Here is a 17,002-nt window from a genome sequence, read left to right as displayed (position 1 = left end):
GGATATGCCGGATTCGTTCGAGGTGGACACCGCGGCCGTGTCGCAGGCCGAACGGTCGGACTACTGGCGCGCCTGCGTGTGCGATCACTTCGTTCCCCTCGCAGTCGAGCCGGTCGCTGGCCAGTTGCGTGGCCGGGTCGCCGGCTCGATGCTTGCCGAGACCGGGCTGCGACGGATCCGCGCTACTCGGCACCGGTTCGAGCGAAGGAGCAAGGACGTCAGGTCCGGGGACCCCGAGGTCCTGCAGGTCTTGATGGTCGACCTGGGTCAGGCTCGGATGGAGCAGGACGGCCGGACGGCGGCGCTGAGCCCGGGCGACATCACGCTCTACGACAGTTCGCGACCGTTCCGTGTGGAGACGTCTGGGGACTTCCAGTTCACGATCGGCCTGCTGCCCAAGCGGCTGCTGCCGCTGTCCAATGAGCTCCTGGTGACACGGACCGCCCGGGCCCGGTCATCCGCCGACGGCGTCGGCGGGGCGCTCGGCGCACTGATGTCCTCCCTGGCCACCGGGCGGGCGTCGGCCTCTGACCCCACCCAGCAGACTGCTCTCCAGCACGCGCTGGTGAGTATGTACGTCGCGTTCATGTCGGATGGCGAGCTCAGTGGCAGCCCACCGAGCGTGCACCTCGGCCTGGCCAAGACGTTCATCGCGCAGCATCTAGGCGACCCAGCCCTCTCTCCCGCTGACATAGCCAACGCCTGCGGCATCTCGCTCAGCTACCTGCACCGCCTCTTTGCGAGCGACGGCGTGACGGTCGCCGGATACGTGCGTGAGCAGCGCCTCCAACGGGCATATCGGGACCTCACGACATCCCCGCTGGACGAGCGCATCCAGACGGTCTCCAGCCGCTGGGGCATCCCCGAACCCGCACACTTCAGCCGGCTCTTCAAGGGACGTTTCGAGATGACGCCAGGGGAAGCCCGGAACGCGGCGCGAGGAACGCGCATGTCACGTTGAGACCGTCAACCCTTCCATCACCAGATCGGCAAGCGCGGCGTACGCCTCGACTTCGTCCATTCCGGTGCGCTGACGCACTTCGCCGGCTTGGACCGACGCCATGACCGCGGACACCGCCGATCCGACGAAGGCAGCATCTGCCGTGGCCGTAGTCATTATTGATTCGTCAGTCGACCCGCCTGCATGAGCGTTGTCAATCGACGCAACCGGGCTCGGCGCTCAGAACAGTCTGTGCGAGTCTGTTGCCCCCCCCTGACCGAGACCCATCCGCGGAACCACGACCGCGCGTGCGCTGAACGGCGCGATCGGGCACAAGGTGCCGGCCGAATCGCTGCAGAATCGATCGAGATCGCCCAGTACCAGACCAAGCCATTGGGACGCTGACCGCCTCCGGGCCGTCGTCGCCCCACCTTGCCAGGCCCCGCGAACCATCGGGATGCCAGCGGCCTGCGGGCGCCCCGGCTGGCAGGCGGCCTGGCTCGCTAACCGGCCCGAAGGAAGTCGCGCCCCGACTGGCACCGAGAGCCGCCTCGACACAGGCCGGCCATCGGGCACGGGGTGATCGTTCACTGCGCGGCCACAGGACTACCCGATGGTGAGGGCCGACCACAGCACGATCCCTTATGGAGAAGCCCCTATGCCCGAGCACGTGAGACCAAGCCAACTCCCGCGGTGGGCCGACCCCACCGTCCCTCTTGCCTCGCTGGACGCCCAGGGGGCGTCCCGGCGCGGGTTCCTCCGCGGCGCCGGCGCCCTCGGCGCGCTCTCACTCGCCTCCGGCGCAGTTGGCTCTCCAGGATCCGCGGCGGCAGCCGCAGCTGGCGGGGGTGACCCCCGGCTGGCCTGGCTGGTCGGCGACCACCACGTCCACACGCGGTACAGCCACGATGCGAAGTACGACTTCGACCAGCTCGCCCGCAAAGGCGCCGAGTACGGACTCGACTGGATGGCCTTCACCGAGCACAGCAACATCGGGCACGCCGAGAAGGGCGCCGCTGCCGAGCACGAAGAGATCATGGCAGCCCGGCGCCGTCACCCGAGGCAGCTGATCTTCCAAGGCCTGGAGTGGTACATCCCTGCCGCAGAGCACGGCACCGTCCTCGTCGCGCCCGGTCCCAACGAGGTCGACCTGCTTCGCGACTTCGAGCGACGCTGGGACGGCAAGCTCAACCGCTGGGAGGCCAACCTGCCCGAGAACGAGGCACGGGCCGTCGCCGCGCTCCGTTGGCTAGCCGATCAACGGGCTACGTCGCGCGTCGGCGACGTGGTGGTCCTGGCCAACCACCCCTCGCGGCTCGGCATCGACTCACCGCACGAGATCCGCGCGTGGCGCGACGCAGCCGAAGGGATTTGCGTCGGCATGGAAGGCGCCCCCGGTGCCCAAGGTGACGCCGACCCAGCATGGGTAGCACACCGCGGCAGCACCGGCGCGCAACGCGGCGAGTACGTCAACGCTCCCCGCCCCGACTCCTTCCCGGGATACCCGGCCGCCGCGTACCGAACCTTCGGTGGCTTCGACTGGATGACAGCCACCGTGGGCGGTCTCTGGGACGCGATGCTCTCGGAGGGACGGATGTTCTCGATCACGACCAACTCCGACAACCACCGCACCATCTGGGACACTTGGCGCGACGGCGACATGCCGCCAGGCGAAACTTTCGACTCGCTCGGCTGGAAGCCCTCCCCCACCGACACAGGGACACCCCAGCCAGGAAGCGACTTCTGGCCCGGCCAGTTCAGTCGCACGCACGTCGGTGTGACACGGCACGGTTATCTCGAGGTCATGGACGCCTTGCGGCGTGGTCGGGTCTGGGTCGATCACGGGCACCTGGTCGACGGCCTCGAGGTGCGACTGGCTGCTGCTGACGCACCCCCCGCCATGGGCGTGACCCTCGGTGGGCGGCTCCGTGTTTCCCGCGGGGAGCGGCTGGAGCTCCGGATCCGGGTGGCCTCGGCCAATCGCCCCAACCCCCACGGCATCCTCCCCGAGCTCGCACACCTGGACGTGATCCGCGGAGCGGTGACCGGTGCCGCGACCGACCGTGACTCGTGGCGGGCACCTGCTACGCGGGTCGTGCAGCAGATCGACACCAGCGGGCGCCGCGGGACCTATGTGCTGCGGATCCCCCTCGGCCGGGCCGACGGACAGTCCTACGTTCGGCTCCGCGGAAGCGACGGCCGTCGCAACGGCGTAGGGTTCCTGGGTAGCGACATCGATCCCGCGGGCCCGATGACCCACGTCGACAACGACGGTGATCCCTGGGCCGACACCTGGCTCTACACGAACCCGATCTTCATCGACGTGCACTGAACGTGCGTCGCCCGTCGTCACACGTCGTGAATACGAATGGCGGCAGGGACACCCGTGTAGGCACAAACATTGCTGCGCCTGGATCCATAAGCGGCGTCGAACCTCCGGCGAAGACGTCCACCACTGCTCGACCTTCCGGTCCCGGTATGCCGCTCCCATCCGCTGTGCCGCGGCGTCAAGCCAGCTGATTTCATCGACGCGCACAGCGCCCCTTGGCGCCCACGTCCCACAGGAGGTCGAGGTCGGCCTCGTCGGTCTCCCACAGCGGGGAACCACCACGGATCACAGCTGCACAGGCGACTGCCGCGTCGAGCTGGCCCCAGTGGTCCAGCGTGCGTGCGACGGTCTCGGCCAGCGCACCCCGATCTCGTACGTCGACGACCTGGCGCAGCACTGCATCGCCATGGGCGGTCGCGACGGCGTCCAGCTCCGCGCGCGTGGCCAGCGGCGGACGCTCGCAAGAGTCCACTGCCATCACGCGGTAGCCGTCGGCGACCAGCCGAGCGACGGTCGCAGCACCGATCCCCCGGGCCGCTCCGGTGACCAGAGCGACAGGGCTCATGGAGTCGCCACCGCGGCTCGCGTCAGCACGTCGCGCACCATCCGCTCGAGCAGCAGCGCTCCCTCCTTCGCCGAGGCACCGGCCGGATCGCCGAGCACTCCATTGGCCGAGACGTCGCGCACTCCGCTCGTCACGAGCGCGGGCAGGATCTCCGTGAGGGGCCGGGTGTTGCCTGCCTCGGCCAGGTCGAGACGTACGGAGCTCGGGCACAGGAACAGCATCAGCGAGGTCTCGGTGCGCCCGGCATGCAGGTCGACATCCTCGGTCGCACAGGGCGCCCAGGCAACATCATGACCTTCGTCCACGAGCTGACGAACGGCGCCGGTCAACGCTTGCAAGTTGCCGCCATGAGCATTGACGAAGAGCATTCGTCGCGCCCAGGTCCGCATGGACCGCACCAGCTCGACCAGCATCAGGCGCAGGACATCCGTTCCGATGGAACTCGTCCCCGGAAAAGCCTGATGCTCACCGCTGGACCCGTAGACGACCGCGGGGGCCACCCACGCGCCGTCCAAGGCCGCGGCAACAGCCTCCGCGACCCCGACCGCGATCGTGACGTCCGTGTCGAGCGGGAGGTGCGGACCGTGCTGCTCGATCGACCCGACTGGCACCACGACGAGGTCGATCTGCTCGAGCTCGGGCCAGGTGGCGTCCGCGATCCGTCCACTCATGGGCGGGCTTCATCCGTTGCCAGAGCACCCAGATCGCGATGAAAATTCGCAGGCACCAGCACGTGGTCGGGCGTGAGCTCGTCGATCGAGGACACGCCCAAGCCCATGAGCGCCGAGTCGATGCCGCCACGCAGGACGTCAAGAACGTTCTCCACCCCCGCCTGACCGTTGGCTGCCAGCCCCCACAGATACGCCCGCCCGATCATCACTGCGCGCGCCCCGAGGGCGACCGCTTTGACGACGTCGGAGCCGCGCCGGATGCCGCCGTCCGTCACCACCTCGAGGTCGTGACCGACCGCGTCGGCGATCGGCTTGACCATCCGGATCGCCGCCGGCGTGCCGTCCAGGTTGTTGCCACCGTGGTTGGAGACCGAGAGACCGGAGACCCCGGCGTCACGGGCCCGCAGGGCATCGTCGACCCGGCAGACACCCTTGAGGAGGAACGGCGTCCCGCTGATCTGCGCCCACTGCTCGCGCATCCAGGCCACGTCCTCCCACGAGGGCGGGGGTGTGGTCATCCACTCGTAGTAGGCCGCAAAGAACGTCGGTGCCCCTCCTCCTGGTGGCGCGAGGTTGGGCGCCGTGAGGTCGGGGAGCTGACCGGAGCGACCGAACTCGTAGAGCCAGCGCGGCTTGGTCACGACCTTGGGCGCCATCCGCACCATGGTCTTGACGTCGACCTTCTCCGGAATCTCAGGGCTACCCCAGTCGCGACCCATCGAGAACGACCAGTCCAGGGTTGCGATCAGCCCGAGCGCTCCTGCCGCGTGCGCGCGCTGCATGCGCTGGACGACGACATCGCGATCACCGGTCCAGTACATCTGGAAGAAGGTCGCCGCCCCCGTGGCCGTGACCTCCTCGACGGACTTGGACGCGAAGTTCGACAATCCCATGATCGTCCCCCGCGCAGCCGCCGCGCGGGCCACGGCCACCTCGCCGTCGGGGTGAACCGCCTGCACACCGGTCGGGCTGATGAGCACCGGTAGCGCGACCTCCTGGCCCAGCACCGTGGCGGCCATCGACCGCTTCGCCTGCTGGCCCGCGACGTGCGGGGCAAAGCCGAGCTCGCGGAACGCGGCCTCGTTGTCGTCGACGGTCTGGCCGCGTTCGGAACCGGCCACCAGGGCGCCATACACCGGTGCGGGCAGCCGCTTGCGCGCGCGGCGTTGGGCGACGGCGACCGACTCGAACCACGGGTTCTGCTTCCACGGATTCTCGAGTTTCATGAGCAGCAGCCTTCGGGTTCGTATCCGGCGAGTGGACTCTCCGCGCACGCCGACACAGGGGGCTGGGTCATCAGCTGGAGCATCACCGGCTCGTTTCGCGTCGCTCTGGATCTGGAGTGGTCCTGGCTGGCGGCCGGGATGGTCCGCTCCCCGGCGAGGGCGGTCTCGCCGTAGCCCTGGACGCACTCGGGATCGGGGCCGTCGAGCGGCAGCCCGGTGAAGAACTTGGCGGCCATGCACCCACCACGGCACGAGTCGTAGAAGGTGCATTTCGCACACGCACCACCGGTCTGGGGCGAGCGCAGCTCGGTGAACAGCTCGGAGGTCTGCCACACGCGCTGGAAGCCGCCCTCGGCCAGCAGGTTGCCCGCGAGGAAGTTGTCGTGGATGGCGAAGGGGCACGCGTAGACGTCGCCGGTCGGGTCGATCAAGCACACCACCCGGCCCGCGCCGCACAGGTTGAGGCCGGGCAGGCTCTCTCCGAACGCCGCGAGGTGGAAGAACGAGTCGCCGGTGAGGACGTCCTCACCGTGCGCCATCAGCCAGTCGTAGAGCACCTTCTGCTGGGCCGGCAAGGGATGCAGCTCGTCCCACACGTCAGCGCCGCGACCCGACGGCCGCAGCCGGGTCAGCCGCAGCGTTGCGCCGTACCGGTCCGCCAGCTCCTTGAACTCGTCGAGCTGGCCGATGTTCTCGCGGGTGCAGACGACCGAGATCTTGGCGTCCTTGAACCCCGCGTCCTGCAGGTTCTGCAGCGCGGTGAGCGCGGTGTCGTAGGACCCCGGTCCCCGAACGTAGTCGTTGACCTCGGCGGTCGCGCCGTCCATCGAGATCTGTACGTCGACGTAGTCGGTCGACGCCAGGAACCGGGCTCGCTCCGGCGTGATCCGCACACCGTTGGTGGAGAACTTCACGCCGACCTGGTGGTCGACGGCGTAGGCCAGCAGGTGCCAGAAGTCCGGGCGGATCGTCGGCTCCCCGCCACCGATGTTGACGTAGAACACCTGCATCCGCTGCAGCTCGTCGATCACCGCCTCGCACTGCTCGGTGCTCAGCTCCCGCGGGTCCCGCTTGCCCGACGACGAAAGGCAGTGCGCGCACGCGAGATTGCAGGCATAGGTGAGCTCCCACGTCAGACAGATCGGTGCGTCGAGCCCGAGCTCGAACTGATCGATTAGCGAACCACCCACCGGTCGTTCCTGTACGGCCGTCATGGCGTCATCCCTTTCTCGCGCGGCCGGATCATGTCGGTGCGGGCGAGGCCCCGGAGCGCGTCGCCGTACGCCGCATGCTGGCTCTCGGGCACACCTGCGGCAACCAGGGCCGACCGGACGTCCGGGTGCTCACCGAGCACCCGGACGGCGGTCACCAACTCGGGACGCTTGAGGAAGGTGAGCTTTCGGTTGCCGAAGTGGTAGGCCAAAGCCCCGAAGGGCTCCGGCCGCAGCGCGACCGCCGGCGACAGCGCCCAGGCCTCCATCAAGATCGGGTCGAGCAGGAGGTCAGGCATCAGTAGACACCACACATGCCGTCGATCGAGACCTCCTCGATCAGGTCCTCCGCACCAACCTCCTCGGCGTCGTCGTGGATGGTTTCTTCTGGGAGTGTCATGTCTCAACCTTTCGATCAGATGGCGATGTTGACGGACTTGTTCTGTGTGTAGAGGTCGATGGCGCCCTCGCCGAGCTCACGCCCCCAACCCGACTGCTTGAAACCACCGAACGGCATCGCCGCGTCGAAGGCGTTGTGGCAGTTGACCCACACCGTCCCCGCGTTGATCTCTCGCGCGGCCCGGTGGGCCTTGGAGATGTCACGCGTCCACACGCTGGCAGCGAGTCCGAACGGGGTGTCGTTCGCCTGACGGCGGACTCCCTCTTCGGGCTTGAACGGAGTCGCGACCGCGACGGGCCCGAAGATCTCCTCGCGATATACGCTGAACGAGTCCTCCACGTCGACCAGCAGTGTGGGTTCGACGTAGAAGCCCTCCGTGCCGTGACGTGAACCGCCGGTCAGCGCTCGGGCGCCGTCTCGCAGACCGTCCTCGATGTAGCCGGTGACACGTTCGAGCTGGGTGCCGTCGACCAACGGGCCGACCTCGGCGGTGGGGTCGAGGCCGTGACCGAGCTTGCTCGCCCCGGCTACCTCCGCCACTCCCTGGGTGAACTCCTCGAAGATCGACTCCTCCACGAGGATCCGGGTGCCGGACGTGCAGGCCTGGCCGTGATTGAAGAGGAAGCCGCTGGCCACGCCGGGGATGGCGGTGCTGAGGTCGGCGTCGGCGTACACGACCTGCGGACTCTTGCCGCCGAGCTCGAGCGAGACCTTCTTGAGGTTGCCGCGGGCCGCATCGACGACAAGCTTGCCGACCTCGGTCGACCCGGTGAACGCGATCTTGTCCACGTCCATGTGCGCGGCCAGCGCAGCCCCAGCCTCGCCGTATCCGGTCACCACGTTGAACACACCGTCGGGGAGGCCGGCCTCGGCCATGACCTCAGCCAGCAGCAGCGCCGAGAGCGGCGTCTGCTCGGCCGGCTTGAGCACCGAGGTGTTCCCGGTGGCCAGTGCGGCCGGCACCTTGAAGGCAGCCATCAGCAGTGGAAAGTTCCAGGGGACGATGCCGCCACACACGCCGACGGGCTGCCGCAGCGTGTAGGCGTGCCACTGGGCACCGGGAGCCCACGGGACCGACACCGGAATGGTCCGGCCCTCGATCTTGGTGGCCCAGCCGGCGTAGTACGCAAACAGCTCTGCCGTCCACAAGACGTCGACCCCTTGGGCGACACCGGCGGACTTGCCGTTGTCGAGGGACTCGATCTGGGCGAATTCCTCCGCACGATCGCGGATGGCCTCGCTGATCCGGAACAGGATGCGCTGGCGCTGGGCGGGCGTCCAGAGCGACCACTCCCCCTCGAACGCGGTGCGCGCGGCCGCGACTGCCCGGTCAATGTCCTCGGCTCCTCCGCGGGCGGCAGTCGTCAGCACTCGACCCGTGGCCGGGTCGATGGTCTCGAACGTCTCGCCACTTGCGGAGTCCACCCATTCGCCACCGATGAACAGTTGCTTCGGGGTGCTCAGGAAGTCACGGACGGCAGGAAGGACCGAGGCATGTAGGTCAGGTGCAACAGCGGTCATGGAACGCCTCCAATTTCAGGGACCTACCAAATGTGAGGTCCATGAGACGAGGATCACTTCCATTGGTCCGCACGGCTGTTCAGTCTCTGGACACTCCCCGGCAGCGGCGATCATGGGCGCTCAGTAGGTCGTGATCCGCAGCGTTCGCAAGCGCGCGTAGAGGGTCGTCCGCGACATACCCAGCTCCTCCGCGGCGCGCACCTTGTTGCCATCAGCTGCCTTGAGCGCCGTGACGATCACGTCCCGCTCGGCCTGGTCGCGGGCCGTCAATGGGTGTTCCGGAGACGTCACCCGGTATTGCTCGGGCAGGTCGGGCAGAGTGAGGGCGCCCACGGACCGCTGCAGCGCCAGATGGTGGATCACCGCTTTCAGTTCACGCAGGTTGCCCGGCCAAGATTGCGCAGCAAGTGCCCGGATCAGGCTCGGCGCCAGATGGATCGCCCGATTCGGGGCGACCTCGGCCAACATCGCTGCGGCCAGACCGGGGATCTCCTTGCGGCGCGCGGAGAGCGGTACGAGCTCCTCTCGGCTCATCGCCATCCCGGCCAAGCTGGCCGCGCGTCCGGTGAGTCCCGAGATCGGGCCGGCCGTGAAGATCAGATCAGGGCGCGACTGACGATCCACAGAGTCGATGACGAGGTCGAGCAACTCATCGGGCAGCAGATCGATGCCGTCTACACAGACCGTGCCCTTGGGGCGACGCATCGCGTCCTGGAATTCGCAAGCCCACTCGGCGCCGCCTTCGAGAAGAGCAGCGGCGGGTCGCATCATCTTGAGCGGCGGATGCTCGGCCGCGAGCTCTTGTGCCCGGGTTGAACGCCCGGTGCCAGGAACGCCCGTCACGATACGGGGAGCACCGACTTCCTCGAGCCTGGTCTGGGTCCGGCTCTTCACCGCCAGCGCCCGGTCGCCGCTCACCCGGTCGACCCGCAGGAGCGCGCCACGGCGCGCGCCGCCCACTCGCGAGATCTCGATGCTGACTGCGTCGCCGCTCTCGAGCGTGAGCTCAAGAGTCTGCTCCTCGCGCAGCGGCTCCTCGGCAAGTGCTCGGAGCAATGCAATGTCGCCGGGACTGAGCAGGTCGTTTGCGGCATGGTTGGACAGCACGATGTCCTCGCCGATGGCGAGGATGGCTCGGCGGCGCAGCCCGGCCGCACCTTGAAACGCCTGTAGCAGGTTCTTCTCCGACGTCCGGCTCCCGTCTAGGAGTCGCTGCTCTATGTCGTGCACGGCTCGCGAGATCAGCGGCGGCAGCAGAGGGCTGGCCTTCTCGATAATCGCCGTGATGTCGAGAACACCTTCGATGCGCTTGGTGAGCGGGTGCCTGATCGGGTGGCCGTAGCAGCTGAATCCTTGGAGAGCCTGGGCGAAGTGTTCGCGGCCGTTGATCGCGATGCCCTGCCGGATGACCATGACTGTGCCCAGCGCGTTGGTACCGATGTTCTCCTCGAGAAGGCTGGCCCCGAGGGTGAGCTTGAGGGAGTCGAACCCGTCCTCGATACGTGGATCGTCGAACCATCGGCGCACGACGCGACAGTCGCGATCCACCAGAAGCGTCGCGTAGTTGCTCCCTCGCAAGTAGTCCTCAAGCTCCTCGAGGACGGGTGTGGCACCCATCAGCAGCGAACTGCGTGGGTCGACGTCGTGGGCTGCGGTGTCGAACGCAGCAGACGGGTCGAGCCCCGCCATGGTCACCCGTCGCCAAGACAGTGCGATGTCTTCGCGGACGCTGGTGCGCGACGGTCGATTCGACAGGTACGAGTCCATGCGGTGGGTTCCCTTCGCAACCGGCGGTCAAGTGACCGCCGTCACAAAGTCTGGCTGACGCCGCGTTCGCACCCTGTCCAGACTTTGAACAGAATCTCTCCCAATATCTTGCGACGGTGTGAGCCCGATCACAACCCTAGGAGTCCACGTGAAGACCATCGCCGCCGTCGTCTATGAGACCGGAAAGCCGATCGAGATCGAAGAACTCGACCTCGACGGGCCCCAGGCCGGGGAAGTCCTGATCCGCTACACGCACGCCGGGCTGTGCCACTCCGACGTGCACATCGCCCATGGCGATCTCGAAGCGCGGCTCCCGATGGTGCTGGGCCACGAGGGTGCTGGCGTCATCGAGGAGGTCGGCCCCGGGGTCACGCGCGTCAAGGTCGGCGACCACGTCGTCTGCTCGTTCATCCCCAACTGCGGCACCTGTCGCTACTGTGCCAGCGGCCAGCAGTCGATTTGCGACATGGGAGCCACCATACTCGAGGGCTACCTGCCCGGCGAGCGCTTCCCCATCTCAGGGCCACGCGGCCAGTACGGTGCCATGTGCATGCTCGGCACGTTCAGCCAGTACGGCGTCATCCACCAGAACTCCTGCATCAAGGTCGATGATGACCTGCCGCTCGAGAAGGCAGTCCTCGTGGGCTGCGGTGTGCCGACCGGCTGGGGCGCGGCCGTCAACACCGCCAACGTCAAGGCTGGTGACACCGTCGCCGTCTATGGCATCGGCGGCATCGGCATCAACGCCGTCCAGGGCGCACGACTGTCGGGAGCCAAGAACATCGTGGCCATCGACCCCCTGGAGAACAAGCGGGAGAAGGCGATGGAGCTCGGCGCGACGCACGCCTTCGCCAGTGCCGAGGAGGCCCAGGACAAGATCGTCGAGCTCACACGCGGCCAGGGCGCCGACTCCGCGATCCTGACACCGGGGATTCTGACCTCGGAGATCGTCGCCAGCGGCTTCAACGCCATCGGCAAGGGCGGCACCGTGGTCGTGACCGGGCTGAACAAGCTCGGCGAGCAGACCATCGAGTTGCCCGGCTCGATCCTGACCCTGTTCCGCAAGACAATCAAGGGCAGCCTCTTCGGCGACTGCAACCCCACCGTCGACATCCCCAAGATCCTCGGCCTCTACCAGAGCGGCGACCTCAAGCTGGACGAGATCATCACCCGCACCTACCGCCTCGACCAGGTCAACGAGGGGTACGACGACCTCCTCGCCGGCAAGAACGTGCGCGGCGTCGTGGTTCACGAGCACTGAATGAACGCCGCACTGATAGCTGCCAAGGGTGCGACGATGCCACTCGTCGCGCCCGTGGCCGCGGTTGCCCGCGCGGACGAGGCTCAGATCCTCGAAGCCGCACTGCTCAGTGGCGCCCATGTGCTCCTCGAGGGCCCGCCCGGCACCGGCAAGTCCACCCTGCTGCGTCAGGTTGCTCGCGATCGTGAGATCCCGTTCGTCCTCGTGGAGGGCAATGCGGAGCTCACGCCGGCTCGTCTCATCGGGCACTTCGACCCGGCGCTGGTTCTGGAGCGCGGCTATGCGCCCGAGATCTTCGAGGACGGGCCGCTGCTCGAGGCGATGAGGAGCGGCGGGCTGCTCTACGTCGAGGAGCTCAACCGCATTCCCGAGGAGACGCTCAACGTGCTCCTCGCCGCGATGTCCGAGAAGGAGATCACCGTACCCCGTTTGGGACGCGTGGTCGCAGCTGCCGGCTTCGGCCTCGTCGCGGCCATGAACCCCTTCGACGCAGTGGGCACCGCCCGAGTCTCCAGCGCCCTGTATGACCGCACGTGCCGCATCTCGATGGGATACCAGTCCGCCGAGGCAGAACGCGACATCGTCGCCATGCACTCCCCCGGCATCGATGCGGCCTGGCGGAGCAAGGTGGTGGTCCTCGTTCGTGCCTCCCGCGAGCACGACGCCCTTGAATGGGGTTCGTCCGTGCGAGGGGCCATCGACATCGCCCGCATCGCGGTGGAGCTGGCCCAGCTCCGTGGGGTGGCCGTCGACGACTGGCACGTCGGCCTCGCCGCGGCCAAGGTTTCCCTCAGCGGACGGATCCGACTCCACGACTCCACGGGCCGCAGCCCCGAGGACGTGGTGCGGGAGATGTACGAGCGCGTCTTCGGGCCGGAGCCGACAGACGACTCGACACACGACTCCGACCCCGAGGGGTCGCCGGGGGAACCCTGAGCCCGCCACCCCCGGCGGGCTCGCCCCAGTCCAACACCAGCCCGGAGGCGCGTGACCGCCCACGCGGTGAGCGCACGACGGGTCGATCAGACCTGGCCCGCAACCCCCGATTCGCCGAGCTGTCACCCGAGGTCGGCGTCCTCGACCAGGACGCACTGAGCTCGGCGCTGACAGATGACGCCGACGAGACGCTGACGCTGCTCGTGGAGATGTCGTTGGCGACTGACCCGAACCTTCGCAGCCAGGTACGTCGACTGGCTCCTCGGCTGATCCTGGATCAGACGCGACGTGGCATGCCGAAGTCATCGGGGATCTCGAAGCGGCGCATCCGCCCAGCCATGGACGGCGGCGACATCGACCTCGACCGATCGATGGACCGGGTGCTGTCAGCGCGTGCCGAAGGCCGCAGTGCCCGGCTTGACGAGCTCCTCGTCAGCGACTGGTCGAAGCCCGGCCTCGCACTGTGCCTGGTGATCGACCGATCAGGCTCGATGAACGGTGCCCGTCTGACCACAGCGGCGGTGGCAGCCGCCGCCTGTGCCAGCCTGGCTCCCAGGGAGAACGCGGTGATCACCTTTGCCTCCCAGATCGACGTGCTCAAGCCGATGAACGAACGTCGATCGGCCAGCGAGACGGTGGCCTCGATCCTGACCCTGCGCGGCCATGGGACGACCTCGCTCGCTGCCGCGCTCGAGCAGGCCCGCTCACAATTGATCAAGGCCGAGGCCCGGCGCAAGGTCACCCTGCTCCTGTCGGACTGCCGAGCCACCGAGGAGGTCGGCGTCGCGTCAGCGGCCTCGAACCTCCAGGAGCTGATCATCCTGGCTCCGGGCGACGACCTGGAGGCAGTAGAGCAGTTGGCTCGTGTCTCAGGAGCCGCCTGGGGCGCGATTGAAAGCGTGCTCGATGTGCCGAGGCTGCTCAACCGATTGATGGCGGACGAACGCGTCTAGCTACCGCCCAGACCGTTTTTCAATCATCTGATTGGCGGGAGTGAATCGACCCTGGGTCTGCGGAGGAATCCCAGCGTGAACCGGCGCACTCGAGGCGTCTACCGGCTAGCACGTCCAGGGTCATGACTGGGAAGGCGAACGCCTTACGGATCAGGAGGTGACTGATCCGAAGCATCGATCTGAGAGCATCGACCGTGCGTCCATATTGCGTACGAGACCTCTCTGCGCCTTTCAACGAGCTTCGTTGTCGAGCAAGGGCTGCAGCTGGGCCTGGATGGCGGCGGGCGTGGCCGAGGTGCGCAGAACGACCACGGCTGAGGACGGCTCGAGTCCTGAGGGCTGATAGCGCTCGAGGGCTACTCGCATCGCCTGGTCGAACTCGTTCTCGGGTTCCGACGTCTGACCCCGGAGCCATCGTCGAAGCACGAAGTTGTGCGCAGCCACGAGGTCAGCTGCCAAGAGGTCTGCACGAAGCTGCCCATCAGGCAGATCGGACATCCACTCCCGTAGCCAGCGCGCGAACAGCCGCTGGTACTGCTGGATCCCACCCGTCTCGCGAGCGCGAAGAGCTGGCACCGATCCGATCAGGCGGTACCGGGCACGCGCCAGCTCCCCTTCGTCCAGATAGTGACGCAGCACCACGCGAGTCGCTTCACTCAGCGCGAGCGGCCGAGCAGCCGGAGTCGCCGCCGCCAGACGCTGGTCGATGCGACCGAGCAGCAGGTCGTGCTCAGGGAAGATCACGTCGTCCTTGGACCCGAACGTGCGGAAGAACGTCGTACGCCCCACCCCGGCACGGCGCGCGATGTCCTCGGCGGTCGTCGCGTCGAATCCCCGTTCTTCGAACAGCTCGAACGCCGCGGCGACCAGACGGTCCTTCGTCGTCGCCGCTCGAGGCTTCTCGCTCATGACCTGAAACGTACTTGATGGTACGCCGTTCCGCTAGTAGGGTACGGCGTACCATAATGACGAAAGGCTGCACATGAACGGGTTCAACCGCATCGGCGTCGTCGGCGCCGGACTGATGGGTGCCGGCATCGCCGAGGTCGCCGCGCGCGCCGGCAAGGACGTCGTCCTCATCGACGCCAACCCAGCGGCCGCGGAGGCCGGCCGCGACCGCCTGAAGGGCTCCCTCGAACGAGCAGAGCAGCGCGGCAAGATCACCGACGCCGCCGAGGTGCTGAAGCGCATCACCGTCAGCAGCAACCTCGAAGCACTCGCCGACCGCGACCTGGTCATCGAGGCGATCATCGAGGACGAAGCCACCAAGACGACGCTGTTCACCCAGATCGATGCCATCGTCACCGACCCCGAGGCCGTACTGGCCTCCAACACCTCCTCCATCCCGATCATGAAGCTCGCCGTCGCCACCGAGAGGCCCGCGCAGGTGATCGGGCTGCACTTCTTCAACCCGGTCCCCGTGCTCTCCCTCGTCGAGCTCGTACCCAGCCTGCTGACCGCACCGGCCACCACCGACCGGGTGCGGGAGTTCGTCGAGAAGGACCTCGGCAAGCACCCCATCGACTCCCAGGACCGGGCCGGCTTCGTGGTCAACGCACTGCTGATCCCGTTCGTGCTCTCCGCGATCCGGATGCTGGAGTCCGGTTTCGCCACGGCCGAGGACATCGACCAGGGCCTCGTACGCGGCGCCGCCCACCCCCAGGGACCGCTGGCGCTCGCGGACCTCATCGGGCTGGACACGACCAAGGCCGTGGCCGAGTCGCTCTACGAGGAGTTCAAGGAGCCGCTCTACGCCCCGCCGCCGCTCCTCGCCCGGATGGTCGACGCCGGTCTGCTGGGCCGCAAGACCGGCCGCGGCTTCTATCACTACTGACCCTCAGACCGACTCGACCCAGGAGGCACCATGACCGACGACTTTCCCTACCTCGAGCTCGCCGACCACCACCTCGATCTGCGCGAGGCCGTGCGTGGGATCGCGGAGAACAAGATCGCTCCGTACGCCGCAGAGGTCGATGCCGCCGCGAGGTTCCCGACCGAGGCGTACGACGCGCTCGTCGCCTCCGGGTTCCACGCTCCGCACGTGCCCGAGGCGTACGGCGGCGAGGGCGCGGACTCCTTGGCGACCTGCATCGTCATCGAGGAGATCGCGCGGGTGTGCGCCTCGTCCTCCCTGATCCCAGCGGTCAACAAGCTCGGCAGCCTCCCGCTGATCCTCGCCGGATCCGAGGAGCTCAACCAGCGCTACCTGCCACCGCTCGCAGCAGGCACCTCCGCGTTCTCGTATGCCCTGTCCGAGCGCGAAGCCGGCTCCGACACCGCCTCCATGAAGACCCGCGCCGTCCGCGACGGTGACCACTGGGTGCTGAGCGGACAGAAGTCATGGATCAGCAACGCCGGCATCTCCGACTACTACACCGTCCTCGCCGTCACCGACCCTGACGGTCGACGCGGGTCCAACGTGAGTGCCTTCGTCGTGGAGAAGAGCGACGAGGGGTTCACCGTCGGCGCGCCCGAGAAGAAGCTGGGCATCAAGGGCTCCCCCACCTGCGAGCTGATCTTCGACGCCGTCTACCTGCCCGCCGACCGCATCATCGGCGAGCCCGGCACCGGCCTCCAGCTCGCCCTCCGCACCCTGGACCACACCCGCATCACCATCGCCGCCCAAGCCGTCGGCATCGCCCAAGGCGCCCTCGACCACGCCCTGGCCTACGTCCAGGAACGCCAGCAGTTCGGCAAACACATCGCCGACTTCCAAGGCATCCAGTTCATGCTCGCCGACATGGCGATGAAGCTCGAGGCTGCCCGCCAGCTCGTCTACATCGCCGCCGCCAAGTCCCAACGGCACGCCAGCGACCTGCCCTTCTTCGGAGCGGCCGCCAAATGCTTCGCCAGCGACACCGCCATGGAGATCACCGTCGACGCCGTCCAGCTCCTCGGCGGAGCCGGCTACACCCAGGACTTCCCCCTCGAACGCATGATGCGCGACGCCAAGATCACCCAGATCTACGAAGGCACCAACCAGATCCAGCGCCTCGTGATGGCGCGCCAGCTGCTCGGCACGCCAGTTCGCTGATCCCGCACCTGCCGCGCCGACGCAAGTTCCATCAACCCCACGAAGCCCCGAGGTGAGGCTGAGGAACCGGAAGAGCGCGTGTATACGGTTCTCCCGACCGCCATCTTCTCGCGCGCCCGGTTGGTCGCGTCCAAGGTCCGTCCATACGGAACCACGGCCAACCCATCTCCATGAACCTAGGACGCCCA

The 17,002-nt window shown here is 67.6% G+C and carries 17 protein-coding genes; 7 read left to right on the top strand and 10 right to left on the bottom strand.

Annotation, left to right across the window (positions count from 1 at the left end; all coding sequences use genetic code 11):
* The first annotated feature begins 4 nt into the window (after positions 1-4).
* Positions 5-961, top strand: a complete 957-nt coding sequence (locus BJ988_RS06835; protein ID WP_179657333.1) for an AraC-like ligand-binding domain-containing protein — start codon at positions 5-7, stop codon at positions 959-961.
* Here the strand turns inward: BJ988_RS06835 and BJ988_RS06830 are convergent.
* On the bottom strand, positions 953-1,117 hold the full coding sequence (locus tag BJ988_RS06830) for a hypothetical protein (protein ID WP_179657332.1): 165 nt from the start codon (positions 1,115-1,117) through the stop codon (positions 953-955). The genes BJ988_RS06835 and BJ988_RS06830 overlap by 9 nt on opposite strands.
* A gap of 481 nt (positions 1,118-1,598) precedes the next feature.
* On the opposite strand from BJ988_RS06830, the gene BJ988_RS06825 reads away from it, so the two are divergent.
* On the top strand, positions 1,599-3,272 hold the full coding sequence (locus BJ988_RS06825) for a PHP domain-containing protein (protein WP_179657331.1): 1,674 nt from the start codon (positions 1,599-1,601) through the stop codon (positions 3,270-3,272).
* 190 nt (positions 3,273-3,462) lie between these two features.
* Here BJ988_RS06825 and BJ988_RS06820 read toward each other — a convergent pair whose 3' ends face one another.
* From BJ988_RS06820 to BJ988_RS06785, 8 genes are all read right to left on the bottom strand, one after another.
* Positions 3,463-3,834 carry an SDR family NAD(P)-dependent oxidoreductase gene (locus BJ988_RS06820; protein WP_179657330.1) on the bottom strand — a complete coding sequence of 124 codons (372 nt, stop codon included), beginning with the start codon at positions 3,832-3,834 and terminating at the stop codon, positions 3,463-3,465.
* Positions 3,831-4,505, bottom strand: coding sequence for a mycofactocin biosynthesis peptidyl-dipeptidase MftE (gene mftE / locus BJ988_RS06815; RefSeq protein WP_179657329.1), 675 nt, complete (start codon positions 4,503-4,505; stop codon positions 3,831-3,833). Before mftE ends, BJ988_RS06820 begins: the two co-directional genes overlap by 4 nt.
* Positions 4,502-5,731 (bottom strand): pre-mycofactocin synthase MftD, encoded by a 1,230-nt coding sequence (gene mftD / locus BJ988_RS06810; protein WP_179657328.1) that lies wholly within the window; start codon positions 5,729-5,731, stop codon positions 4,502-4,504. Before mftD ends, mftE begins: the two co-directional genes overlap by 4 nt.
* Positions 5,728-6,921, bottom strand: a complete 1,194-nt coding sequence (mftC, locus tag BJ988_RS06805) for a mycofactocin radical SAM maturase (RefSeq protein WP_343051508.1) — start codon at positions 6,919-6,921, stop codon at positions 5,728-5,730. Before mftC ends, mftD begins: the two co-directional genes overlap by 4 nt.
* 20 nt (positions 6,922-6,941) lie before the next feature.
* Complete coding sequence (gene mftB, locus BJ988_RS06800; RefSeq protein WP_179657326.1) at positions 6,942-7,241, bottom strand: mycofactocin biosynthesis chaperone MftB; 300 nt, start codon at positions 7,239-7,241, stop codon at positions 6,942-6,944.
* A complete protein-coding gene (gene mftA / locus BJ988_RS06795; RefSeq protein WP_179657325.1) occupies positions 7,241-7,342 on the bottom strand; it encodes a mycofactocin precursor MftA in 102 nt (33 codons plus the stop codon). The genes mftB and mftA overlap by 1 nt, the downstream gene beginning before the upstream one ends.
* Positions 7,343-7,357: 15 nt before the next feature.
* Positions 7,358-8,863: an aldehyde dehydrogenase family protein gene (locus tag BJ988_RS06790; protein WP_179657324.1), complete on the bottom strand. Its 1,506-nt coding sequence runs from the start codon at positions 8,861-8,863 to the stop codon at positions 7,358-7,360.
* 120 nt (positions 8,864-8,983) lie between these two features.
* Entirely contained in the window at positions 8,984-10,630 is a 1,647-nt protein-coding gene (locus BJ988_RS06785) for a sigma-54-dependent Fis family transcriptional regulator (RefSeq protein WP_179657323.1), read from the bottom strand.
* Between the two features lie 148 nt (positions 10,631-10,778).
* Here BJ988_RS06785 and BJ988_RS06780 point away from each other — a divergent pair, with 148 nt between their 5' ends.
* The 3 genes from BJ988_RS06780 to BJ988_RS06770 all read left to right on the top strand — a co-directional run bounded on the left by BJ988_RS06780 (position 10,779) and on the right by BJ988_RS06770 (position 13,780).
* Positions 10,779-11,891 carry an NDMA-dependent alcohol dehydrogenase gene (locus BJ988_RS06780; RefSeq protein WP_179657322.1) on the top strand — a complete coding sequence of 371 codons (1,113 nt, stop codon included), beginning with the start codon at positions 10,779-10,781 and terminating at the stop codon, positions 11,889-11,891.
* Complete coding sequence (locus BJ988_RS06775; protein WP_179657321.1) at positions 11,892-12,827, top strand: AAA family ATPase; 936 nt, start codon at positions 11,892-11,894, stop codon at positions 12,825-12,827.
* Positions 12,828-13,036: 209 nt separating this feature from the next.
* Positions 13,037-13,780, top strand: coding sequence for a VWA domain-containing protein (locus tag BJ988_RS06770; protein WP_343051507.1), 744 nt, complete (start codon positions 13,037-13,039; stop codon positions 13,778-13,780).
* A gap of 231 nt (positions 13,781-14,011) precedes the next feature.
* Here the strand turns inward: BJ988_RS06770 and BJ988_RS06765 are convergent, their stop codons facing one another.
* The gene (locus BJ988_RS06765) at positions 14,012-14,689 is read right to left on the bottom strand and encodes a TetR family transcriptional regulator (protein ID WP_179657320.1); all 678 of its coding nucleotides are present in this window, start codon (positions 14,687-14,689) and stop codon (positions 14,012-14,014) included.
* Between the two features lie 73 nt (positions 14,690-14,762).
* Between BJ988_RS06765 and BJ988_RS06760 the strand changes: the two genes are divergently transcribed.
* Together BJ988_RS06760 and BJ988_RS06755 are read left to right on the top strand one after the other, a co-directional pair.
* Positions 14,763-15,614 carry a 3-hydroxybutyryl-CoA dehydrogenase gene (locus BJ988_RS06760; RefSeq protein ID WP_179657319.1) on the top strand — a complete coding sequence of 284 codons (852 nt, stop codon included), beginning with the start codon at positions 14,763-14,765 and terminating at the stop codon, positions 15,612-15,614.
* 30 nt (positions 15,615-15,644) lie between these two features.
* Positions 15,645-16,814: an acyl-CoA dehydrogenase family protein gene (locus tag BJ988_RS06755; RefSeq protein ID WP_179657318.1), complete on the top strand. Its 1,170-nt coding sequence runs from the start codon at positions 15,645-15,647 to the stop codon at positions 16,812-16,814.
* The last annotated feature ends 188 nt before the right edge of the window (positions 16,815-17,002 follow it).

The sequence above is a fragment of the Nocardioides panzhihuensis genome (assembly GCF_013408335.1).
In the GTDB taxonomy this organism is placed as follows: Bacteria; Actinomycetota; Actinomycetes; order Propionibacteriales; family Nocardioidaceae; genus Nocardioides; species Nocardioides panzhihuensis.
The sequence above is the reverse complement of the archived record's forward strand: the minus strand, read 5'-3'. Positions and strand labels throughout refer to the sequence as shown.